Annotated in this window: 16 protein-coding genes; 6 read left to right on the top strand and 10 right to left on the bottom strand. The window is 74.3% G+C overall.

Going from position 1 to position 21,214, the window contains the following annotated elements; genetic code table 11:
* The first annotated feature begins 134 nt into the window (after positions 1–134).
* Positions 135–1,715: an alkaline phosphatase D family protein gene (locus tag OO63_RS19655; RefSeq protein WP_030358692.1), complete on the top strand. Its 1,581-nt coding sequence runs from the start codon at positions 135–137 to the stop codon at positions 1,713–1,715.
* A 183-nt stretch (positions 1,716–1,898) separates the two neighbouring features.
* Positions 1,899–3,374, top strand: coding sequence for a GNAT family N-acetyltransferase (locus tag OO63_RS19650; RefSeq protein ID WP_033264267.1), 1,476 nt, complete (start codon positions 1,899–1,901; stop codon positions 3,372–3,374).
* A gap of 118 nt (positions 3,375–3,492) precedes the next feature.
* On the opposite strand, the gene OO63_RS19645 is transcribed toward OO63_RS19650, so the two are convergent.
* On the bottom strand, positions 3,493–4,395 hold the full coding sequence (locus tag OO63_RS19645; protein WP_030358690.1) for an NAD(P)-dependent oxidoreductase: 903 nt from the start codon (positions 4,393–4,395) through the stop codon (positions 3,493–3,495).
* Between the two features lie 112 nt (positions 4,396–4,507).
* The gene (locus OO63_RS19640; protein WP_030358689.1) at positions 4,508–5,092 is read right to left on the bottom strand and encodes a TetR/AcrR family transcriptional regulator; all 585 of its coding nucleotides are present in this window, start codon (positions 5,090–5,092) and stop codon (positions 4,508–4,510) included.
* Between the two features lie 122 nt (positions 5,093–5,214).
* On the opposite strand from OO63_RS19640, the gene OO63_RS19635 reads away from it, so the two are divergent.
* A complete protein-coding gene (locus OO63_RS19635; protein ID WP_030358688.1) occupies positions 5,215–6,927 on the top strand; it encodes a DUF885 domain-containing protein in 1,713 nt (570 codons plus the stop codon).
* Between the two features lie 83 nt (positions 6,928–7,010).
* Here OO63_RS19635 and OO63_RS19630 read toward each other — a convergent pair whose 3' ends face one another.
* On the bottom strand, positions 7,011–7,853 hold the full coding sequence (locus OO63_RS19630; RefSeq protein ID WP_030358687.1) for an SDR family oxidoreductase: 843 nt from the start codon (positions 7,851–7,853) through the stop codon (positions 7,011–7,013).
* A gap of 138 nt (positions 7,854–7,991) precedes the next feature.
* Between OO63_RS19630 and OO63_RS19625 the strand changes: the two genes are divergently transcribed.
* Positions 7,992–8,369: a nuclear transport factor 2 family protein gene (locus tag OO63_RS19625; protein WP_030358686.1), complete on the top strand. Its 378-nt coding sequence runs from the start codon at positions 7,992–7,994 to the stop codon at positions 8,367–8,369.
* Between the two features lie 28 nt (positions 8,370–8,397).
* Here the strand turns inward: OO63_RS19625 and OO63_RS19620 are convergent, their stop codons facing one another.
* Entirely contained in the window at positions 8,398–8,952 is a 555-nt protein-coding gene (locus OO63_RS19620; protein ID WP_078619232.1) for a rhodanese-like domain-containing protein, read from the bottom strand.
* A 94-nt stretch (positions 8,953–9,046) separates the two neighbouring features.
* Between OO63_RS19620 and OO63_RS19615 the strand changes: the two genes are divergently transcribed.
* Positions 9,047–9,493 carry an Lrp/AsnC family transcriptional regulator gene (locus OO63_RS19615; RefSeq protein ID WP_030358684.1) on the top strand — a complete coding sequence of 149 codons (447 nt, stop codon included), beginning with the start codon at positions 9,047–9,049 and terminating at the stop codon, positions 9,491–9,493.
* 36 nt (positions 9,494–9,529) lie between these two features.
* Here the strand turns inward: OO63_RS19615 and OO63_RS19610 are convergent, their stop codons facing one another.
* From OO63_RS19610 to OO63_RS19600, 3 genes are all read right to left on the bottom strand, one after another.
* Entirely contained in the window at positions 9,530–12,766 is a 3,237-nt protein-coding gene (locus OO63_RS19610; protein WP_078619231.1) for an AAA family ATPase, read from the bottom strand.
* Complete coding sequence (locus tag OO63_RS19605) at positions 12,763–13,926, bottom strand: exonuclease SbcCD subunit D (protein WP_030358682.1); 1,164 nt, start codon at positions 13,924–13,926, stop codon at positions 12,763–12,765. Before OO63_RS19605 ends, OO63_RS19610 begins: the two co-directional genes overlap by 4 nt.
* A 141-nt stretch (positions 13,927–14,067) precedes the next feature.
* Positions 14,068–15,273: a DUF6777 domain-containing protein gene (locus OO63_RS19600; protein WP_234311181.1), complete on the bottom strand. Its 1,206-nt coding sequence runs from the start codon at positions 15,271–15,273 to the stop codon at positions 14,068–14,070.
* 179 nt (positions 15,274–15,452) lie between these two features.
* Here OO63_RS19600 and OO63_RS19595 point away from each other — a divergent pair, with 179 nt between their 5' ends.
* Positions 15,453–16,754, top strand: coding sequence for a streptophobe family protein (locus OO63_RS19595; protein ID WP_030358680.1), 1,302 nt, complete (start codon positions 15,453–15,455; stop codon positions 16,752–16,754).
* A 95-nt stretch (positions 16,755–16,849) separates the two neighbouring features.
* On the opposite strand, the gene OO63_RS19590 is transcribed toward OO63_RS19595, so the two are convergent.
* The 3 genes from OO63_RS19590 to OO63_RS19580 form a co-directional block, all read right to left on the bottom strand.
* Positions 16,850–17,869: a serine/threonine-protein kinase gene (locus OO63_RS19590; RefSeq protein ID WP_030358679.1), complete on the bottom strand. Its 1,020-nt coding sequence runs from the start codon at positions 17,867–17,869 to the stop codon at positions 16,850–16,852.
* Positions 17,869–18,678 carry a hypothetical protein gene (locus OO63_RS43635; protein WP_033264265.1) on the bottom strand — a complete coding sequence of 270 codons (810 nt, stop codon included), beginning with the start codon at positions 18,676–18,678 and terminating at the stop codon, positions 17,869–17,871. The genes OO63_RS19590 and OO63_RS43635 overlap by 1 nt, the downstream gene beginning before the upstream one ends.
* 76 nt (positions 18,679–18,754) lie before the next feature.
* Positions 18,755–21,127 (bottom strand): FHA domain-containing protein, encoded by a 2,373-nt coding sequence (locus OO63_RS19580; RefSeq protein ID WP_030358677.1) that lies wholly within the window; start codon positions 21,125–21,127, stop codon positions 18,755–18,757.
* Positions 21,128–21,214: the final 87 nt, after the last annotated feature.

The raw sequence follows: 21,214 nt of genomic DNA, 5'->3' as shown, positions 1-21,214 counted from the left end.
AAACCGGTGTCCGGCGCGGCTGTTCCCCTCGTCCCATGGGCGGTTGTTCACTTGTGGTTCGCGTGGGCGCCGTGGCGCAGCAGTACACGTGGCACTGCACATCCGATCGATTCGCCGTCCCTGGAGGCGTCTTCATGTCACACCGTCCGTCGAGCCCGTCTCCGCGCCGCCGCAGCCTGCTGCGCGGTTCGCTCGTCGTGCCCGCGGCACTCACCGTGCCCGCGCTGTCCGGCGCGGCCCCGGCGCTGGCCCTGCGGGGGCGCCCGAGCGCCGACTGGGGGGTGCAGGCCGGTGACGTGGGCGCGCACTCGGGGCTCGTGTGGGTGCGCTCCGACCGGCCCGCCCGCATGATCGTGGAGACGTCCGCCACGGAGTCGTTCCGGCGGCCGACCCGCTGGCACGGCCCGCTGCTCGGCCCCCGCACCGACTTCACCGGCACCACGCGCCTTCGCGGGCTGCCCGCCGGCGAGCAGATCCACTACCGCGTGCTCCTGGCCGACCCCGACGACCCGCGCCGCACGGGAAAACCGGTCACCGGCACGTTCCGCACGACCTCGCTCAGACGCCGGGACGACGTGCGCTTCCTGTGGTCGGGGGACATCGCGGGCCAGGGCTGGGGCATCAACCCGGAGCTCGGCGGCTGGCGGGTGTACGAGGAGATGCGCGGCCGCAACCCCGACTTCTTCCTGTGCAGCGGTGACAACATCTACGCCGACGGGCCCATCCAGGCGAGCGTCAAGCTGCCCGACGGCCGGGTGTGGAAGAACATCACCACTCCGGAGAAGTCGAAGGTCGCCGAGACCCTCGCGGAGTTCCGCGGCAACTTCCGGTACAACCTCCTCGACGAGCACGTACGCCGGTTCAACGCCCAGGTGCCGTCCATCGTGCAGTGGGACGACCACGAGGTGCGCAACAACTGGTACCCCGGGCAGATCCTGGAGGACCCGCGCTACACGGAGAAGGACGTCGACGTCCTCGCGGGGCGCTCGCTGCGGGCGTTCAGCGAGTACTACCCGATCTCCACGCAGCGCCCCGGCGACCGCGACGGACGGGTGTACCGGGTGCTCAGGCACGGCCCGCTCCTCGATGTGTTCGTGCTCGACATGCGCACGTACCGCAACGCCAACTCGCCGAACCGGCAGCCCGAGGACGCCACCGGCATCCTGGGCGCCGAGCAGCTCGCCTGGCTGAAGCGGGAGCTGTCGCGCTCGCGCGCAGTGTGGAAGGTCATCGCCTCCGACATGCCGCTCGGCCTGGTGGTCGGCGACGGCCAGACGAACTTCGAGGCCGTCGCGCAGGGCGACCCGGGCGCGCCGCTCGGCCGTGAGCTGCAGATCGCCGAGCTGCTCCGGCACATCAAGCACCGCCGGATCACGGGCACGGTGTGGCTGACGGCCGATGTGCACTACACCTCGGCGCAACACTACGACCCCTCGCGCGCTGCCTTCAAGGACTTCGCGCCGTTCTGGGAATTCGTGTCCGGGCCGCTCGCCGCGGGCGGTTTCCCGGCCGTGAAACTCGATGGAACCTTCGGCCCGGACCAGACGTTCGTCAAGGCGCCGGACCGTGCCAACACATCGCCGGCGGAGACACCGCCCTACTACGGAGAGGTGGACATCGACGGCGACAGCGGCGAGTTGACGGTGCGACTGCGGCAGCAGGGCGGAGGCGTGCTCTTCACCAAGGTGCTGCAGCCGGGACGCGTGGGCCAGTGACGACCCGCGCGGGTGCGGACCGGCCACCTCCGGTCGGCACCCGCGCGGACCGTTGCGGGCATACGGGGGACAGCAACGGACAACCGGGGTGAGCAAAGAGTAATGAAACGGACAGAACCGCTCTTAACCCATCAGTCACAAACCGTTCGTGATCACGCAACACCCTTCGGCCAGAGTGACTGCATGAGTGCTGACATGTCTGATGTGACGCGCAAGAGGCACGGCAGGCCGGTGCACCACTGGCGCCGGGACCTCGTCGAACTCGCCGCCCTGTTCACGGCCGTGGCCGTGGCGGACGCGGTGGCCAATCTCGTGGGGCACGGCCCGGACGGGCCCGAGCTTCTCCTGGTGTCGGCCGTGATCCTGGCGGCCACGGCCGGGTTCCACACATGGTGGGCACGGCGCCACACGCATGCGCCGCCGGACGCGGACGGACCCGATACGGGCACCCCGCCGCTCCCGGCCCAGGACCGGACCGGGGACACCACCAACACCGGCTGCACCACCGCCGCGGCCGCCACGACCGCGCCGGAAGCCACCGGCGCGGCGGCCGGTCCGCGGCCCGAGCCGACGACGCTGTGGCGCATGCGCACGACCGTGCGCGACGCCCCCGGCTCGCTCGCCGCGCTGTGCACGGCGCTGGCGGGGGACGGCGTCGACATCCTGAGCCTGCAGACCCACCCGCTGGCCGACGGCACGGTCGACGAGTTCCTGCTGCGGGCCCCGGCGGCGCTGCCCGCCGCCGACCTCACCCGCACGGTCTCGCGCGCGGGCGGATCGAGCACCTGGGTCGAGCGGGCCGACGCCCACGACCTGGTGGACGCGCCGACCCGGATCCTCGGCCTGGCCACGCGCACGGCCCTGGACGCGGCGGAACTTCCGCTCGCACTGCGCCAGTTGCTCGGCCGGTGCACCATCCGTTCCCTGCCCGCCAAGGCGAGCCGGACGGAGGGGGCACAGGAGGAAGCGGCGCCCGTCGAGGGCGTCCTCGACGGGACCGTGCTGCGGCTGCGGGCCCCCGAGGGCGGAGTGATCACGGTCGAGCGCCCCTATCTCCCGTTCACCCCCACGGAGTTCGCCCGCGCGCGGGCGCTCGTGGAGCTGGACACCCGGCTCGGCCCGCGCGTCCCGCGCGGCCAGGACGTCCTGACGCTCCCCGAGGGCAGCGACATCACGGTGAGCCGCGCCGACACGGGCGACCTCGACGCCGCCAAGGACATGCACGAGCGCTGCTCGAAGCGCACCCTGAGCATGCGCTACCACGGCCCGGTCAACGACGCCGACCGCTATCTCAACCACCTCCTGAGCCCGCGCTTCGGCCGAACGCTCGCCGCGCGCACCGCGTCCGGCCGTGTCGTCGGCCTCGGCCATCTGCTGTGGGACGGCGACGAGACGGAGATCGCGCTGCTCGTCGAGGACGACTGGCAGCGCCGCGGCATCGGCGGCGAACTCCTCGGCCGGCTGGTCTCGATGGCGATCGAGGCGGGCTGCGAGAGCGTGTACGCGGTCACGCAGTCGTCCAACACCGGCATGGTCGCCGCGATGCGCGGTCTGCGCCTCCCCCTGGACTTCCAGATCGAGGAGGGCACGCTCGTCATCACCGCCCGCCTCGACGCCACGCCGGTGCGGTCGCAACTGCCGTACGACAGCCACCAGTAGCGTCCAGGGCTACCGGGAAGCCCCGGCGGTCCGGGGCCGCCGAAGGGCCCGGCCGCGAAGGACGCCCGCATCCCCCGCCTCGCGCGGTCGGGGTGCGGGCGTCCGCCGCGCGGAGCCCTCAGTCCCCCGCGCCCGGGTTCCGCCCCGCGCCGGCCGGGGCCACGAGGTACGAGGCGGCCATGTCCTTGTCGCCATGTCCGGCGCCGACCGCGCGCCGGAACCGGGCGAGTCCGGCCGCGCCGACATCGGCCGCGACCCCGGCCGACTCCGCCGCCGCCACGACGAGTTCCGCGTCCTTGACGGAGTTGCTCACGGAGAAGCTGGCCGAGTAGTCGCCCGCGCGGATCGCGGCGGCCTTGGCCTGGAAGAACGGGCTGTCCAGGGGGCCGCCCGCGACCGCGTCGACGACGAGCGCCGGGTCCACGCCCAACGCCTCGGCCAGGGCGAGGCATTCGGCGGCGCCGTGCGTGAGGGCGAACACGAGGCTGTTCAGGGCGAGCTTGAGGCGGCTGGCCGCGCCGGGTTCACCGGAGACCCAGACCGTGCGCGAGCCGATCGCGTCGAACACGAGCCGGGCGAGCTCCAGCGGCTCCCCGGCGGTTCGCGGCCCGGAGGCGAGGACCACCAGCGCGCCGTTCTCCGCGGGCTGCTTGGTGCCCTGTACCGGCGCGTCGTACAGCACGAGCCCGTACGCGTCCGCGAGCCGCGCCAGCTCGTCGATCTCCTCCGCGCCGACCGTGCTCAGCTGCACCCACACCGCGCCTTCGGCAAGCGCGGGGGCGGCCGCCGCCATCGCCTCGCGCACGGCGGGGCCGTCCTTGAGGACGGTCACGACGACGTCGGCGCCCGCGACCGCCTCGGCCGGGGTGCCGCACACCTCAAGGCCGTCGTGGGCGGCGAGGGGCTCCGCCCTCGCGCGGGTCCTGTTCCAGACGCGCACCGCGAAGTGCGCGCGCAGATGGCGTGCCACGGGTGCGCCGATGATCCCCGTGCCGAGTACGGCGACCTTCTTCTGCGCCATGTGCGTCCTCCTCGAAGGGACTGTCATAATTGACCGATCGTTCTTGTATTGAGGCGTGAGAATCCGCCCGGGCACGGCGCGCCAGGACGGGGAGAGTCGGTGCGGTGACCGCCTATGCCAGCAGCGCCAGCGCCTGCTGCGCCGCCGCCCGCACGCGGGCCTCGCCGCCGGAGACCTTGCCGACCACCCGCATGCCCTGGAGCAGCACGAGCAGCATGCGGGCGAGGGCGCGCGGATCGCGGTCCTCGGGGATCTCGCCCTGGGCTCGCGCGCGGGTGAGCGCGGCGTGCAGCAGGGTCTCGATCTGCTCCCAGTTCAGCTCGACCCGGCGGTCGGCCGCGGCGTCGTGCGGGGCGAGCTCCGCCGCCGTGTTGGTGACGAAGCAGCCCGCACGGCCGGTGTCCGGCGCGGACGACTCGGCGACGAACCGATCGAGCAGGGCGCGGACCCCCGGCAGCGCGGGGCCGGGCCGGGAGAGCTCGTCGAGCAGCAGCGGATCGTTCAGTTCCGTATAGCGGTCCATGGCCTTCAGATACAGCTCGCGCTTGTTGCCGAAGGTCGCGTAGATGCTGGCGCGGCCGATGCCGAGGTGCTCGACGAGGTCCGCCATGGACGTCGCCTCGTAGCCACGGCTCCAGAACAGGTCGAGCGCGGCCCTGAGCGCGGCGTCGGGGTCGAATTCCTTGGTCCTCGCCATACGGCAGAAGTTAACCCCAACTGGAACGACCGGTCAACTAAGGGACGGTTGATCGCCGTCGCGCCCCGTGCGGCCCCGACGCGCCAGTGACGTGCGGCCCTGTCCCGTACCAGGATGTCCGCATGTCAGACACGAACATCACCCCCACGGCAGCGGGCCCGGGCCCGCTGCCCCGCCAGGTCGCCGACACTTACGTCGACGAGCTCATCGCCCTGGACCCCATCACCGGCACCTACCTCGGCGTCAAGGAGAGCAACAGCAAACTCCCCGACCTCTCCCCCGCGGGCCTCGACGCCCTCGCGGCGCTCGCCCGCACGACGCTGGCGCGGCTCGACGAGGCCGAGGCGCGCCCGGGCGCCGACTCCGACGTGGAGCGGCGCTGCGCGCGGCTGCTGCGCGAGCGGCTCACGGCGGAGCTCGCCGTGCACGACGCCGACGAGGGCCTGCGCGCCGTCGGCAATCTGCACACCGCGCCGCACGCGGTCCGGGAGATCTTCACGGTGACGCCGACGGACACCGACGAGGACTGGGCGGCGATCGCCGAGCGGCTGCGGGCGGTGCCCGGCGCGTACGAGGGCTACCGGGCCGCCCTCGAACTGGGTCTGGAGCGCAAGCTGTTCGCCGCGCCCCGGCCGACGGCGACGTTCATCGAGCAGCTGACGCAGTGGGCGGGCGCCGAGGGCGGTCCCGGCTGGTACGAGGAGTTCGCGGCGGACGGGCCGCAGGCGCTGCGGACCGACCTCGACACGGCGGCGAAGGCGGCGACCGGCGCGGTCGTGGCGCTGCGCGACTGGATGCGGGACGTGTACGCGCCCGCGATCGAGGGCGCGCCCGAGGTCGTGGGCCGGGAGCGCTACGCCCGCCTCTCGCGCCACTTCAACGGCACGGACCTGGATCTGGACGAGGCGTACGCGTACGGCTGGGCCGAGTACCACCGGCTGCTCGGCGAGATGCGGACCGAGGCCGAGAAGATCCTGCCGGGCGCGGCCACGCCCTGGGTGGCCCTCGCGCACATCGACGAGCACGGCGCGCACATCGACGGCGTCGACGAGGTCCGGCAGTGGCTGCAGGACCTCATGGACGAGGCGATCGAGGCGCTGGACGGCACGCACTTCGAACTCGCCGAGCGGGTGCGGAAGGTGGAGTCGCGGATCGCCCCGCCCGGCGGCGCCGCCGCCCCGTACTACACCGGCCCTTCCGAGGACTTCTCGCGCCCCGGCAGGACCTGGCTGCCCACCATGGGCGAGACCCGCTTCCCCGTGTACGACCTGGTGTCCACCTGGTACCACGAGGGCGTGCCCGGCCACCATCTGCAGCTCGCGCAGTGGGCGCACGTCGCCGAGGACCTGTCCCGCTACCAGGCGACCGTGGGCATCGTCAGCGCCAACGCGGAGGGCTGGGCGCTGTACGCGGAGCGCCTGATGGACGAGCTGGGCTTCCTCACCGACCCCGAGCGGCGCCTCGGCTACCTGGACGCGCAGATGATGCGCGCCCTCCGGGTCATCGTCGACATCGGCATGCACCTGGAGCTGGAGATCCCCGCGGACTCCCCGTTCCACCCCGGCGAGCGCTGGACCCCCGACCTCGCCCAGGAGTTCTACGGGGCGCACTGCAGCCGGCCCGCGGACTTCGTCGAGAGCGAGATGACCCGCTATCTGACGATTCCCGGCCAGGCCATCGGCTACAAGCTCGGCGAGCGCGCCTGGCTGCTCGGGCGCGAGAACGCACGGCGGCGGCACGGGGACGCGTTCGACGCGAAGGCGTGGCACATGGCGGCGCTTTCGCAGGGGTCGCTGGGGCTCGACGACCTGGTGGACGAGCTCTCGGCGCTCTGAGGCGGGCGGGGCGGGCGCCTTCGGGCTCCCGCCCCGTCTCCCCCGGCCTCGTCGGTCTCCCCGGTCCCGGACCGGGGCCTGCGTCAGCGGATGCCGCCCTCCGAGTTGATGACCTGCCCCGTGATCCACTCGGCCTCGTCCGTGGCGAGCCAGGCGAGCAGGCGGGCCGGGTCGTCGGGCATGCCCCAGCGGCCCGCCGGGAAGAGGGCGGCGATGTTCTCGTACGCCTCCCCGGACATGTAGCCCGTGTCCACGGGGCCGGGGTTGACGGTGTTCACCGTGACGGCGAGGTCGGACAGCGAGGTGGCGAGCGAGCGGGTCACCGAGGCGAGGGCGCCCTTCTGCAGGCTGTAGGCGATCTCGTCCGGCATGCCGCCCGCGCTGTCCTGGCCGGACGTCATCATCATGACGCGGCCGCCGGGCGTGCGCGGCGGGAGCCCGGCGCGCAACCGCGCGTACGCCTGCACGAGCAGGATCACCGAGCGAGTGTCGACCGCCCAGTGCACGTCGAGCATGGCCGCGTCGATCTCGTCGAGGGTGCCGTCCATGCCGCTGCGGGCGTGGTTGGCGACGAGGATGTCCAGGCGCCCGCCGAGGGCTTCGGCCGCCGTGGCGACGAGTGCGGCGGGCGCGTCGGCGTCGGCGAGGTCGGCCGGGCCGTGACGAACGAGGGCGTCCGGGTCGGCCCGCGCCTCGCGGACGGAGGCGGCGACGTCCTCCGGCCGGTCGGCACCCCAGGGCATCTCGGCGTCGTGCGGGACGTGGTGGTGCAGATAGACGCTCGCCCCGTACGCGGCGAGGCGGCGGGCGACGGCGTAGCCGATGCCCCCGCGACGGCTCGCGCCGGTGACGAGGGCGGTGCGCCCCCGCAACGGCAGCGGGTCGCGGCGGAGTTCGGCTGCGGTGGGCTGGGGAAGCTGAGGCATGACAGATCATGATGGGGCTCGCGGCTGGCGGGCGCACCCGATTAATCCGGGCACGGCCAGGACCAGGGCGCCCAGGGCGGACACGTCCGGGGCCCGGGCAGGCGCCCGTTGTCAGTGGCTGCTGCCACGATGCCCGTCATGACACCTACGGAGATCGTCACGGCGTTGTGGGACCGCATGCAGGCACGGGACTGGGCGGGGGTGGAGGCGCTGCTCGCCGAGGACATCGTCGTCGAGTGGCCGGTCAGCGCCGAGCGCATCGTGGGCAGGGACAACTACCTGCGTGTGAACGCGGAGTATCCGGAAGGCTGGTCGATCCGGCTGCTGCGGACCGTCGCGGCCGGCGACACGGTGGTCTCGGAGGTGGAGGTGCCGCACGAGACCATGGGGATACATCGCGTGGCGTCCTTCTGGACGGTGTGGGACGGGCGGATCGTGGCGGGCCGCGAGTACTGGAGCGAGCTGGGATCGGACCCGTCGCCCCCGTGGCGGGCGGACTTCGTGCAGCCGATGTGAGCCGGGGCCCGCCCTCCGTCCGCGCGGCTCAGCAGCCGCAGTCCGCCTCGTCCGCGGGAGCCGTCAGCGGGTCAGCGGCGCGCCGCTCGGGGCCCTCCCAGGTCTCGTACGCGAAGCCCTCCCTGACCCAGTACTCGAAGCCGCCGAGCATCTCCTTGACCTGGAAGCCCAGCTGGGCGAGGGCCAGGGCGGCGCGGGTCGCGCCGTTGCAGCCGGGACCCCAGCAGTACGTGACGACGGGGACCGACTTGTCCAGGATCTGCTCGGCCTGGGCCGGTATGAGCGCGGTGGGCAGGTGGACGGCGCCGGGGACGTGGCCCTGGTCCCAGGACGCGGTGGAGCGGGAGTCGAGGACGACGAAGCCGGGGTCGCCGTCGGCGGCGAGCGCGGAGGCGACGTCGGACACGTCCGCGTGGAAGGCGAGGCTCGCGCCGAAGTAGGCGGCTGCTGCGGCGGGGGCGGCCGCGGGGACGCGCAGGACGGCGTTCGTGACGCCGGGGTTCGCGCCGTCCGTGGCGCCGGGGTTCGCGGCGTCCGTGCTGGTCGCGGCGTTCGTGAGAGGTGCGGAAGCGGTGTGGTTCATGGCCAAAAATCTATGGCCATGGCCGTCTGTCCTGAAGGGGCGATTCCCTGTCCACCTCTTGATCAGCCGGGGTTTTCCCTGTTTCCTCTCGGACATGACCGCTTATTCCACGGACGCCACCGACTGGCGCATCCTCGACGTCCTCCAACGGCAGGGCCGAGCCAGTTACGCCGAGCTGGCGCGCGCCGTCTCCATGTCCCCGAGCGCGGTCACCGAACGCGTGCGGCGCCTGGAGGAGGCCGGGGTGATCCAGGGCTACGCGGCCGTGGTCGACCCGGAGCGCCTCGGCCTGCCGGTGCTCGCGTTCGTACGGCTCCGCTATCCGAACGGCAACTACAAACCGTTCCACGACCTGGTCGAGGCGACGCCTGAGATCCTGGAGGCGCACCACGTGACCGGCGACGACTGCTTCGTGATCAAGGTCACCGCGCGCTCGATGCGGCACCTGGAGGAGGTCTCCGGCAAGATCGGCGCCCTCGGCTCGGTGACGACGAGCGTTGTCTACTCCTCACCGCTGACCAGGCGGCCCCTGGGCCAGTGAGGCACCACGCGGCCCCGCGTCAGCCGACGTCCCGCCTCAGCCCGCGCCCCGCTGCCGCACCACCGACCCCGCCCTGCCCTTCACGACCTCCAGCTGCGCGTGCACCCGGCGCCGCAGATCCGCGACGTGGCTGACGATGCCCACGCTGCGGTCCCGCTCGCGCAGGGCGTCCAGGACGTCGAGGACCTCGTCGAGCGTCTGGTCGTCCAGGGAGCCGAAGCCCTCGTCGACGAAGAGGGTGTCCAGGCGCACGCCGCCCGCCTCGTCCGTGACGACGTCCGCGAGGCCGAGGGCGAGCGCGAGGGAGGCGAAGAACGTCTCGCCGCCGGAGAGGGTGCTCGCGTCGCGCTCCCGGCCCGTCCACGCGTCGACCACGTGCAGGCCGAGGCCCGAACGGCCGCGGCCGGTGCGGTCGTCGGAGTGGACGAGGGTGTAGCGGCCCGACGACATCCGGTGCAGCCGGGCCGTCGCCGCCGCGGCGACCTGCTCCAGGCGGGCCGCGAGGACGTACGACTCCAGGCGCATCCGGCGTTCGTTGTCGGCGGAGGTGCCCGCGGCCAGCGTGGCGAGGCGGGCCACGCGGTCGTGGCTCTCGCGCAGCGGGGCGAGCCGCCGGGCGGCGGCGGCCGACCGTGCGGAGAGCCGTTCGAGCTCGGAGCGGCGGCGGGCGGCGGCGTCGCACGCGGACGCGACCGTGCGCAAGCGGGCGGCGGCCGCCCCGGCGGCGGACTCGGCGGCGGCGAGCCGCGCGGGGGGTTGCTGCGCCGCGGCGGCCGTGTCGGGCTCGGCGAGCAGTGCGCGGACAGCGGCCTGTTCGTGTCGCCAGGCGTCGATGCGGTGCTGGAGCTCGCGGTGGCCGGAGTCGTCGATGAGGGCCGCCGACGCGGCGGCCGGGGTGTCGAAGCCGGCGCGGTAGGCGGCGTCGGCGAGCCGGGCGTCGGCGTCCTTGAGGCGCTGGGCGGACTCGTCGGCGGCGCGCGCGGCGTCGGCGGCGGCGGTGAGGAGGGCGGCCTGCCGCTCCAGTTGCGCGGCGCGCTGGGCGACGCTCGCGGCGGTGCCGCGCGCACGGGCCAACTCCTCCTCCAGGCCCGTCTGTTCGGCGGCGATGGCGTCCCGGAGTGCAGCGCGCGAGTCCACGCGGCGGGCGGCCTCCTGCTGCGCGGTGACCCGGCGGTCGTGCTCGCGCTCGGCCTGGGCCAGCGCCTCGCGGGCCGCGTGCAGCCGCGAAGCGCGGTCCCGGGCCTCGGTGTGCGCGCCGCGCAACTCCTCGACGGCCGTGGCGAGTTCGGTGACCGGCGTGCCGGAGGCGGCCGCGGTGGCGGCGGCGAGCGACTCCCGTACGGCGGCGAGGTCCCGCTCGGCCGTGCCGCGCGCCTCGTCCGCGCGCTGGTGGGCGGCGAGGGCGGCCTCTTCGGCGGCGCGGTCGACGTGGCCCGCGGACTTCCGCGCGGGGGCGGGGTGTTCGGTGCCGCCGCAGACGGCGCAGGGGGCGCCGGGTTCGAGGTTCGCGGCGAGTTCGGCGGCGATGTCCGCGAGGCGCTGCTCCTTGAGGCCGAGCCAGTGCTCGCGGGCCGACCCGGCGCGCTCGCGGGCGGCGAGGGAGCGTTCCTGGGCGGCGTCGGCCTCCTGGGCGAGGCGGTCGCGGCTGCGGGCGGCGTCGAGCTTCTCCTGCGCCGGCTGGAGCCGTCCCGCGAGGTGCTCGGCACGGGCGGCGGCGTCCTGGGCTTCCTCGATGGCGTCGCGCATCCGGGTCCTGCGGGCGTCCCAGTCGGCGAGCCAGCCCCCGGCCTCGGCGAGGAGTTCGTCGTCGGACCGCTCCTGCTGGTCCAGGTCGGCGCGCTGGGCGGTCAGTTCGGCGAGGCGCGGCTCGGCGCGGCGGGCGGAGGCGAGGCCGCCCAGCTCCTCGCTGGCCCGGCGGGCGGCGTTCGCGAGGCCCGCGGCGCCCTCGTCGGCGTACGTGGCGGGGAGGTACGCCCGCGCCCGCGCCTCCTCGGCCGTGGCGCGGTGGTGCTCCTCGTCGGCCTCGGCGCGCAGGGCGAGGGCCGGGGCGACGGTCTCGGCCTTGCGGGCCTGCTCCATGCGGGCGGTGAGCTCGCGGTGGTCGTCGGCGCGCTCCTCAAGCCGGGCCGCGCGCTCCGTGGCGTCGGCGAACCGCCGTTGCAGCCGCGCCAGTTCGCGTACGTCGTCGAGCTCGGCGGCCGCCGCGGCGTGCGCGGACTCGGCGTGGGCGAGGGCACTGCGGGCGATGTCGAGGCGCTCGCGGGCGCCCGCGCGGGCCACGGCGGCCCACCCGAGCACGGCGTCCGCGAGCCCCGGGTCACCGGGGGCGGCGTCCGGCAGCGGCAGCTCGGCGCCCGCGCCCCCTGCCTCCGCCGCCTGCTGCATGCGGTGCGCGTCCGCGAGCAGTTCCGCGTCGCCCTCGCGCACCCGTGCCTCCGCCGCGCGCCGCTGTTCGGCGAGGCGCGCCTCGACGGCGGCGAACCGGCGGGTGTCGAAGAGCCTGCCGAGGAGCTTGCCGCGGGCCTCGGCGTCCGCCCGCAGGAAGCGCGAGAAGTCGCCCTGCGGCAGGAGCACGACCTGGCAGAACTGCTCCTTGCTCATGCCGAGCAGCTGGCTGATCTCCTCGCCGATCTCCTGGTGGGAACGGCTGAGGTCCCGCCATCCGCCCGCGTCGCCGGAACCGGCGGACACGCCCGCCTCCGTGGCGGGACTCGGCTCCATCGCGGCGTCCGGCCCCGTTGCGGGACCCGGCTCCATCGCGGCGTCCGACCCCGTGGCGGGGTCCGGCTCGACCGAGGCACCCCCGGCCGGGGCGCCCCCCACGGCGACGGCACCCTCGACCCCGGCGCCAGAAGCGCCACCGGCACCCGCGCCGGACGTCCGGTCGGCCCGCGCCCCACCCCCGTACTCCCGCAGCCAGCTCTGCGCCTTGTCCGTCGTCGTGCCCGTGCCGCGCTTCTTCGGGCGCTCCCAGGGCGGCTGCCGGGTGATCTCCAACCGGCGCCCCGCGACGGTCAGTTCGAGGCGCACCTCGGTGCGGGTGTCCGGGCTCGCGTGGTCGCTGCGCAGCGTCGCGCCCTGGCCGCCGCCCTGGCGGGGTCCGGGGACGGAGCCGTACAGGGCGTAGCACACGGCGTCCAGGACGGAGGTCTTCCCGGCGCCCGTCGGGCCGTGCAGCAGGAAGAGCCCGGCGGCCGAGAGCTCGTCGAAGTCGATGTCCTGGGTGGTGCCGAAGGGGCCGAAGGCGGTGATCCGCAGCCGGTGCAGCCTCATCGGGCCACCTCGCGCAGCACGTCGTCGGCGCGGACGGCGTCGAAGGCGTCCCGCAGCACGTCCCGCTCGCGCGCGTCGGGGCCCGCGCCGCGCACATGGGTCACGAAGTCCTCCGCGATCTGCTGGTCGTCGCGGCCCTTGAGCCGCTGGGCGTACGACACGTCGGGGTCCTCTGGGGCGCGGTCCGGGTCGAAGGCGAGGCTGAGGGTGTGCGGGAAGCGCTGGCAGAGGCGGGCCATGGGGTCGTCGGGGCGCACCGGGTCGGTGAGCGTCACCTCGACCCAGGCGTCCTCGTGGCGGGCGAGGTCCGGGTCGGTGAGGAGCGTCTCGATGTCTCCCCGGATGCGGGCGAGGGACCGCGGCACCGGGCAGTCGATCCGCTCGGCCTCGATCTCCCCGGCCGCGCCGAGGTCGAGCAGCCACATGGTCTTGCGGTGGGCGGACTCGGAGAAGGAGTACGGCAGCGGGGAGCCGCTGTAGCGCACGCGCTCGCTGATGGCCTGGCTGCCGTGCAGATGGCCGAGCGCCACATAGTCGACGCCGTCGAAGACTCCGGCGGGCACGGCGGCCACACCGCCGATCGTGATGTCCCGCTCGCTGTCGCTGGCCTCGCCGCCGGTCACGAAGGCGTGGGCGAGGACGACGGACCTGGTGCCCATGGGCCGGTCGGCGAGGTCGGCGCGGACCCGCTCCATGGCGGCGCCGAGCACTGCCTCGTGGCCCGCCCTGCGCACCCCGAACTCGTCCTTGACCAGCGCCGGTTCGAGATACGGCAGGCCGTAGAACGCGACGTCCCCGTGTGTGTCGGCCAGCACCACGGGCTGCCCGCAGCCCGCGGGGTCCGTCCGCAGGTGGATGCCCGCGCGGTCGATGAGCCCGGCGCCGACGCCGAGGCGGCGCGCCGAGTCGTGGTTCCCGGAGATCATCACGGTCGGCACGCCGAGGTCGGCGAGCCGGTGCAGCGCGTCGTCGAACAACTCGACGGCGGCGAGCGGCGGCACCGCCCTGTCGTACACGTCTCCCGACACGACGACGGCGTCCACCTCGCGTTCACGTGCCGTGGCGACGAGGTGGCCGATGAACTCGGCCTGGGCGTCGAGCATGTTCACGCGGTGGAACGCCCGGCCCAGGTGCCAGTCGGACGTGTGCAGAATTCTCAAGACGCCGCTCCGGCCCGCATGCTCGCTCATCCCTCCCGTGCCTCGGATCGAGGACCGCCGGATCGCGGACCGTCCCAGCACGGGCCCCGCCGACAGCACCCACCACGCTAGCGCCTGTCGGCACCTGCTCGATCACGGACCTCAATATGCCCCGGGCGACGGCTGCTCTTCCGGGGACCGGTACTCGGGCGGCTGCTCCTGCTCGGCGGAGGGCGACGCGGACGAGGGGGACGGCGAGGACGGGGAGGCGGACGGCGAGGGGGACGAGACCGAGGGGGACGGGGACGACGGGGACGACGGGGACGACGGGGACATGGACAGGGACGGCGACGGGGACGGCTGGTCCGGCGGCGGCTGCGTCTCCTTGTCGCCGGCGCCCGTGTCGCCCTTGTCGCGCTCGAACCACTTGCCGCTCTTCGGGTCGTACATGACGAACACGTTGACGACGTGGGCGGCGGGTGCCACGAACACGACGTTCGACGAGCGGTAGCCGGGCCAGGCGTCGCCCGTCCGCTTCGGGGTGCCCTGCTGCGCGACGGGCGGCAGCAGCGGGTTGCCGCAGGCGCAGCGCACCCGCGGCACGCCCCGGTCGTCGACGAGCACGGCGGTGCCCGCCTGCAGGACCGCCTGGTAGGCGGTGGGGGCGCCGTCGCGGTAGCCGTGGTTGGTGACGCGGGTGTCCATGCGCAGCTGCGCGGGCGTGAGCGCCCGCAGGTACGCGGGGACGGCGGCCGCCTCGATGTCGAGGACCGAGGCGAACGCCTTGTTCTTCGCCGGGTCCTTCCCGAGGACGTCGACCTGCTTCTCCACGTCGCAGGCCCCGACCTTGCGCGTCCCGCCGTAGAGGCCGGGCGCGGCGCCGTCGACGCCGCGCGTCACGTTGGCCGACGCCGAGGTGCTGGCCACGGGCGTAGGGGACGGCGGGGTGTCGTCGTCCCGGGCCGTCGACTCGGTGAAGGGGTCGGGGCCCGACTTGCCCGCGGCCTGGAGGAGTACCTCGCCGCGGGACTCCTTGGTGCCCTCGGGCCGGGTGAGGACGACGATGAGCGCCACGGCGGCCACGACGGCGAGGCCGAGCACGGCCACGCGTGGCGCCGACCGCCACCAGGGGCGCTCCGGCTCCGGGCGCCCGCCGGGAGGCTCGTGCGGTCCCCCGTCCCCGCCTCCGCCCGGTCCCTGGCCGCCCGGCGGACCCGAAGGCCGGTCCCCGCCGGGCGGCGGCGTCGCACCGGGCGGACCCGCGCCCGGGGTGCCGCTGTGCTGGGTGGCGCCCGGCTGCGAGGGGCCCGAGAGCGGGCCGGACGGGGGTCCTGTGGGGCGACCTGACGAGGGCGGTTCGACGCTCACGGCACTTCTTCCCTGCGTAGGGGACTGCGATGTGCGGGACCGGTCATCACATTTCAACCGTTTCGCACGTTCTATTCCATTACGCGCCCATTGTGTGTACCGGTTCGTGGGAGCCCGCAAGCCGACGCGGTCGGCCCTCCCGAGGGGCGCGCCGACGCGGTGCTGCTTAGCGTGACAACGTGAGTCACCAGACACCGCCCGGCCGGGCGGGCACGCCGAGCGCGCCGCAGAGCCGACGGGACCCCCACGGCTGGCCGCACGCCGTCCTCGCCGTGCTCGCCTCGCTGGTGGCCATGGCCGTCGTCGCCGGGCTCGGCCTGTGGGCCGCCGGGGCCGGGGACCTGCCGGACGGCGCGTTCCCCGCCGTCGTCGCCGCGGTCGTCGTCATGGCGGTCGGCGGCTCCGTCGGCCTCTCCGGCGGCGCCGGGGGGATCGCCGACACGGACGCGGGTCTTTCCGTGGTCCCGCTCTCGGTCTCCCTCGTCGGCGCGCTGGTGATCGCCGCGGGGTTCCTCAGGCCGCTGCGGCACCGGGCCGTCGCCGACACCAAGGAGCTGCTCGGCTGGGCCGCCCGGATCGCGCTGCTGTGGGTCCTGCTCCTCGTGGGCCTCGGCCTGGTGGCCCGCCACCGGTTCACCATCGAGCTCGGGGAGGGGGCGGCCGCCGACATCGGTGACCTCCTCGGCGCCTCGCCCAAAGTCGGGTTCGAGACGGACGTACTGCCGACCGTCGTGTTCGGCCTGCTGTGGCTCGCGGGCGTGTTCGCCATGGCGCTGCTGGTCTCGCGCGGGGCCCCGCTCCCCGCGCGTCTGGTGCGCTTCCAGGAGTCGGTACGTCCCGCGGCGTACGCCATGCTGGTGCTGCTGCTCGCGTACGTCGCCCTGGGGCTTGTCATCGGCGTGGTCGTGGCGGCGACGCAGGGGCACACCGCCGAGACCCTCGCGGTGCTGCTGCTGGGGCTGCCCAACCTCCTCTGGCTCGCCTTCACCCTCGGGCTCGGCGCGTCCTGGGAGGGCCGGGTGGACGGTCCTTTCGGGTTGCCCATGCCGCGCGTGCTCGACCAGGTCCTGCGGACGCCGAGCGACTCCACGCTCAATCTGCGGACGCTCTCCGACCACGACGACCGGGTGTGGTTGCTGCTTGTGGTCGCGGCGGTCATGGTCCTCGGGGCCGCGTTCATGATGGCGGCACGCTCGCCCGCCCGGATGCGGGCCTGGCAGCACGCCGTGCACATGGCGGTGGCGCTGGCCCTCACCGTGCTCACCGTGTGTCTGCTGGCAAGCGTCTCCGCCCACGCCGGCCTGTCGCTCCTGGGCATCGGGGACCTCGGCGGCGGCCTCACCGGCCTCGTGAAGCTGCGGCCGCTCTTGGGGAGCGCGCTGCTGCTCGCGGTGGCCTGGGGCCTGGTCGCCGGGTTCATCGGGGGCCTGCTCGCGCGGCCGGTGCACCGGCGCGGCGAGGTGGGGGCGGAAGGGCCCTGACGGAGACGGACGGGCACCGTCGGGCGCCGACAGACATCGACGGCCACCGACAGAGACCGGCAGACACCGACAGACACCGACAGGCCCGGACGGGCCTACTCGGGCAGCCGCCGGAACACCGGCCTGGCCCAGCGGGGCGGGTCCGGAGGCGCCCCCGGGTCCACCGGGGCCCCCACGACCTGGAGGTCGACCTGCGTCGGCGGGTGCCCCTGGGCGCTGCCCGTGACGGCGGCGCGCAGCGCGGCCACGAACTCCAGGCAGGAGCCGTACCGCTCGTCGGGGCTCTTGGCCAGCGCCTTCGCGAGGACTCCGTCGAGGGCTCCGGGGCTGCCGGGGCGCTTCTCGGTCAGGCGGGGCGGCTGGTCGTACTGGTGGGCCCAGAGCAGCGCCATGTCGTCGTCGCGCTGGAACGGCGGCCCGCCGGCCATGGTCTCGTGGATGACGCAGGCGAGGCTGTAGACGTCGCACCTGCCGTCCACGGGGCGCCCGGAGATCTGCTCCGGCGCCACGTAGTCGAGCGTCCCCACGAACTGGCCCACGGACGTGAACCCGGTCAGCGAGAGCGACTTCTTCGTCAGGCCGAAGTCGGTGAGGTAGACGTGCTCCGGGTGGTCGCTGTCCGTGCCCTTGGCCACCAGGATGTTGCCGGGCTTCACGTCGCGGTGGACGAGGCCGTGGTCGTGGGCCGCGTCGAGCGCGGACGCGACCTGCGCGGCGATGCGCAGGGCCGTGCCGACGGGGAGCGGGCCCGAGCGGTCGAGCAGATGGCGCAGGTCGAGCCCGGGGACGTAGCGCATGGCGATGTAGAGCACGCCGTCGGTCTCGCCCGCCTCGAAGACCGGCACGATGTGCGGATGCTCGATGGCTGCGGCCACGCGTGACTCGTGCGTGAAGCGCTGCCGGAACGTGTCGTTGCGGGCCAGCTCGGGGGCGAGCAGCTTCAGCGCGACGGTCCGGTCCAGGCGCAGGTCCTTGGCGCGATAGACGACGGCCATCCCGCCGCGCCCGATCTCGCTCTCCACCCGGTAGCCCGCGATCTGCTTCCCGATCAGGTCGGACGGCCGCCCGGAGTGCGAGCTGCGGCTCGCCGGCGCGTCGTGCGGGGCGCCGCCCATCAGGCGTCACCGGGCCGGGCGGGCGGGTCGGGGTCGACCGTGACGGGCGGGATGCGGCGGGTGGGGTCCTCGCCGTACGGGTCGGGGGTGCCGCTTCGGCCGTACGGGTCGGGGGTGCGGCTCTGGTCGTACGGGGCGGGGGCGGCGCTTCGGCCGTACGGGTCCGCGGTGCCGTTCCCGCCGTCCGGACGGTCCGCCGTACCCGGAACCGGACCCGACCCCGGATCCGGCACGGCCTCGACCACCTGCGTCGGCTCCGGCGCCCCCGCCTGGCCCGCCTGCCCCCCGTTCGCCGCGGTCCCGCCGCCCCCGTCACCGTGCGCGCTCGGCCCCTCCCCCGCCGCGTACGTGCTGAGCCGCGTCCCGTCGCAGTACACCCACCGCTCGTGTTCGGCGTCGTAGAGCCACACCGACTCGCCGTCCACGATCATGCCGACGCGCAGGCCGCGGGTCCGGCGGTGGAAGGACTCGCCGTCCGCGGTGCCGCTCACCAGTTCCTCGGCCGCGCGCCGGTAGCGGGTGAGCGCGTCCTCGGAGCGCGCGAGGAGCGGGCGCGGGTCGGCCGTCCGGGTCAGGGGGTGGCCCGCGGCCGGCGGGTCCTGCGGCACGGCGACCAGGAGACGGCCGTCGACCCAGGCCGACCAGCCGTTGGCGCAGACGACGCGGCCCCAGTCGCCGATCCTGTCGACCAGGCACACGGGCAGCAGCGCGTCGAGCGGTGTGGTCGGCCGGGTGGCGTCCGGCGCCTCCCAGGCGGGCAGCCCGTCCTGGGGGACGACATGTGTGGGCCGGAAGTCCGCAGTGGTCATCTCGTCCGCTCCCGCTCCTGTTCGCCGCTCCCGCGCTGTCCCTGTTCGCCGGTCACCCGTCGTCGGCCGCTGCTCGCTACTTCCGCATGATCGCCGGTTCGTGCCGCCGCAGCAGCCTGGCGACGGCGTACCCGAAGACGACCGAGAGGGCCACCAGCGCGCCCATGTTCAGCAGCCAGACACCCGCGGAGTGCCGGAACAGCGGATCGGCCGTCAGCTCGCCCGGGACGATCCGGCCGAGGCCGATGGTCCCGGCCATCGCGCCGAGCGCCCACCGCGAGGGCACGAGCCACGCCAGCTGCTCGACGCCGGGCACCCCGTGGAGCTTCAGGAGCGCGCCGCAGAACACGACCTGGACGATGGCCAGGAGCACGAGCAGCGGCATCGTCACCTCTTCCTTGCGCACCAGGGCCGAGACGAGCAGGCCGAGCATCATGGCCGTGAAGGCGAGCAGGGCCACCGCCAAGGTGATCTCGACCAGCGGCGGCAGCAGCACGCCCTCCCCCGCGGGCGCGTTGAGGTCGACGCCGAGCAGGGCCACCAGGGTCAGCACGACGGCCTGCAGCACGGTGACGGTGCCGAGCACGACGACCTTGGACATCAGATACGCCGATCTGGAGAGCCCCACAGCCCGTTCGCGCTGGTAGATCACGCGCTCCTTGACCAGCTCCCGCACGGCGTTGGCGGCGCCGGTCAGGACGCCGCCGACGCACAGGATGAGCAGCGCGTTCATCGCCGTCTCCTGGGTCAGCCTGCTCCCGGCGAGCGCGCGGGCCATGGCGCCCATCACGAACGGCAGCGCGATCATGATGGCGAGGAACGTCCGGTCCGCGCCGAGGGCGGCCGCGTACCGCCGCACCAGGGTGCGCAGTTGGGAGCCCCAGCTCTGTGCCTTCGGCGGCGGCGCGAAGGCGACGGCGCCCGCGCCGCCCTGACCGACGCCGCCCCGCGGCAGCAGATACGGCTGCGCCGAGGAGTTGACGATGTACTGCTGGTGGAAGGGCGACTGCCGGTAGCCCCCGGCCCAGTCCCGGTCGCGGTCCCCCTCGAAGGCCTCGAACGCCTCGGGCCACTGCGCGTAGCCGAAGAACGGGAGCGCGTCCTGCGGCGGCCCGTAGTAGGCGATCCTGCCGCCCGCCGCGAGCACGAGGAGCCGGTCGCACACGTCGAGGCTGAGCACGCTGTGCGTGACGACGATGACGGTGCGGCCGTCGTCGGCGAGTCCGCGCAGCATGTGCATCACGGAGCGGTCCATGCCGGGGTCGAGCCCGGACGTCGGCTCGTCGAGGAAGAGCAGCGACGGCTTCGTGAGCAGTTCGAGGGCGACGCTCACGCGCTTGCGCTGGCCGCCGGAGAGGCTGTGGATGGGCTGGTCGACGCGTTGTTCCAGGCCGAGTTCGCGGATGACCTCGTCGACCCTGGCCCGGCGTTCGGCCTTCTCGGTGTCCTGGGGGAAGCGCAGTTCGGCCGCGTAGCCGAGGGCTCTGCGCACGGTGAGCTGCGTGTGCAGGATGTCGTCCTGCGGTACCAGGCCGATGCGCTGGCGGAGTTCGGCGAAGTCGCGGTAGAGGTCGCGGCCGTCGTAGAGGACGGTGCCGCCGTCGGCGGGGCGCAGTCCGGTGAGGGCGTTGAGGAGGGTGGACTTCCCCGCGCCGCTGGGGCCGACGACGGCGAGCAGGCACTTCTCTCCGACGGGGAAGGAGATCCGGTCGAGCAGCGTCCTGCGGCCCCGGTCGACGGCGACGGTCAGCTCCTGCACGTCGAGCGACACCTCGCCCGTGTCGACGTACTCCTGCAGCTGGTCCCCGACGAGGCAGTACGCGCGGTGGCCGACGCCGACGATGTCCCCGGGCAGGACCGGGGCGCGGGCGACCGGCTGGCCGTTGAGGTAGGTGCCGTTGTGGCTGCCGAGGTCCACGATCTCGTAGCTGCCGTCGGCGAGGAACCGCAGCTCCGCGTGGCGGCGGGAGACGACCAGGTCGTCGATGACCACGTCGTTGTCGGCGGCGCGGCCGATGCGGACGGTGCGGGTGGGCAGCGGGCGCACGGTCGTGGGCTGGCGGAAGGTGCCCGTGGCCGAGGGCGTGCGGACGGCGGAGGGGCGCTCGGGGGCGGCGGGCGGGGGCGGTTCGCGGCCGACGAGCACCGCGCGCGGGCCGTCCGTGGCGTTGCCGAAGCGCAGGACGCTGCCGGGGCCGACGCTCCACTCCTGGACGCGGTGTCCGTCGGCGTAGGTGCCGTTCGTGCTGTGCTCGTCGGCGATCGTCCAGTGGTCGAGCTCGGCGTGCAGGACCGCGTGGTGCCAGGAGACGCGGGCGTCGTCGATGACGACGTCGCTGAGCGGGTCGCGGCCGACGTGATAGTCCCGGCTCGGACTCATCACCGTGGAGCCGGTGTCGGTCTCGAGGACGAGTTCGGGCGCAGTCGGCGTCACGGGCCGCTTCCCCATGCCCGAATTCTACCTATTCACACCCGTTCACGCCTGGGCGCGGGGTCGAGGTCGCCCCTCCCCGGGGCCCGATCCCACCCGGGCCGG

The organism is Streptomyces alboflavus (assembly GCF_000716675.1).
Taxonomy (GTDB): Bacteria; Actinomycetota; Actinomycetes; order Streptomycetales; family Streptomycetaceae; genus Streptomyces; species Streptomyces alboflavus.
Note: the sequence above shows the minus strand (reverse complement) of the source record. Positions and strands in the feature narration are given on the sequence as shown.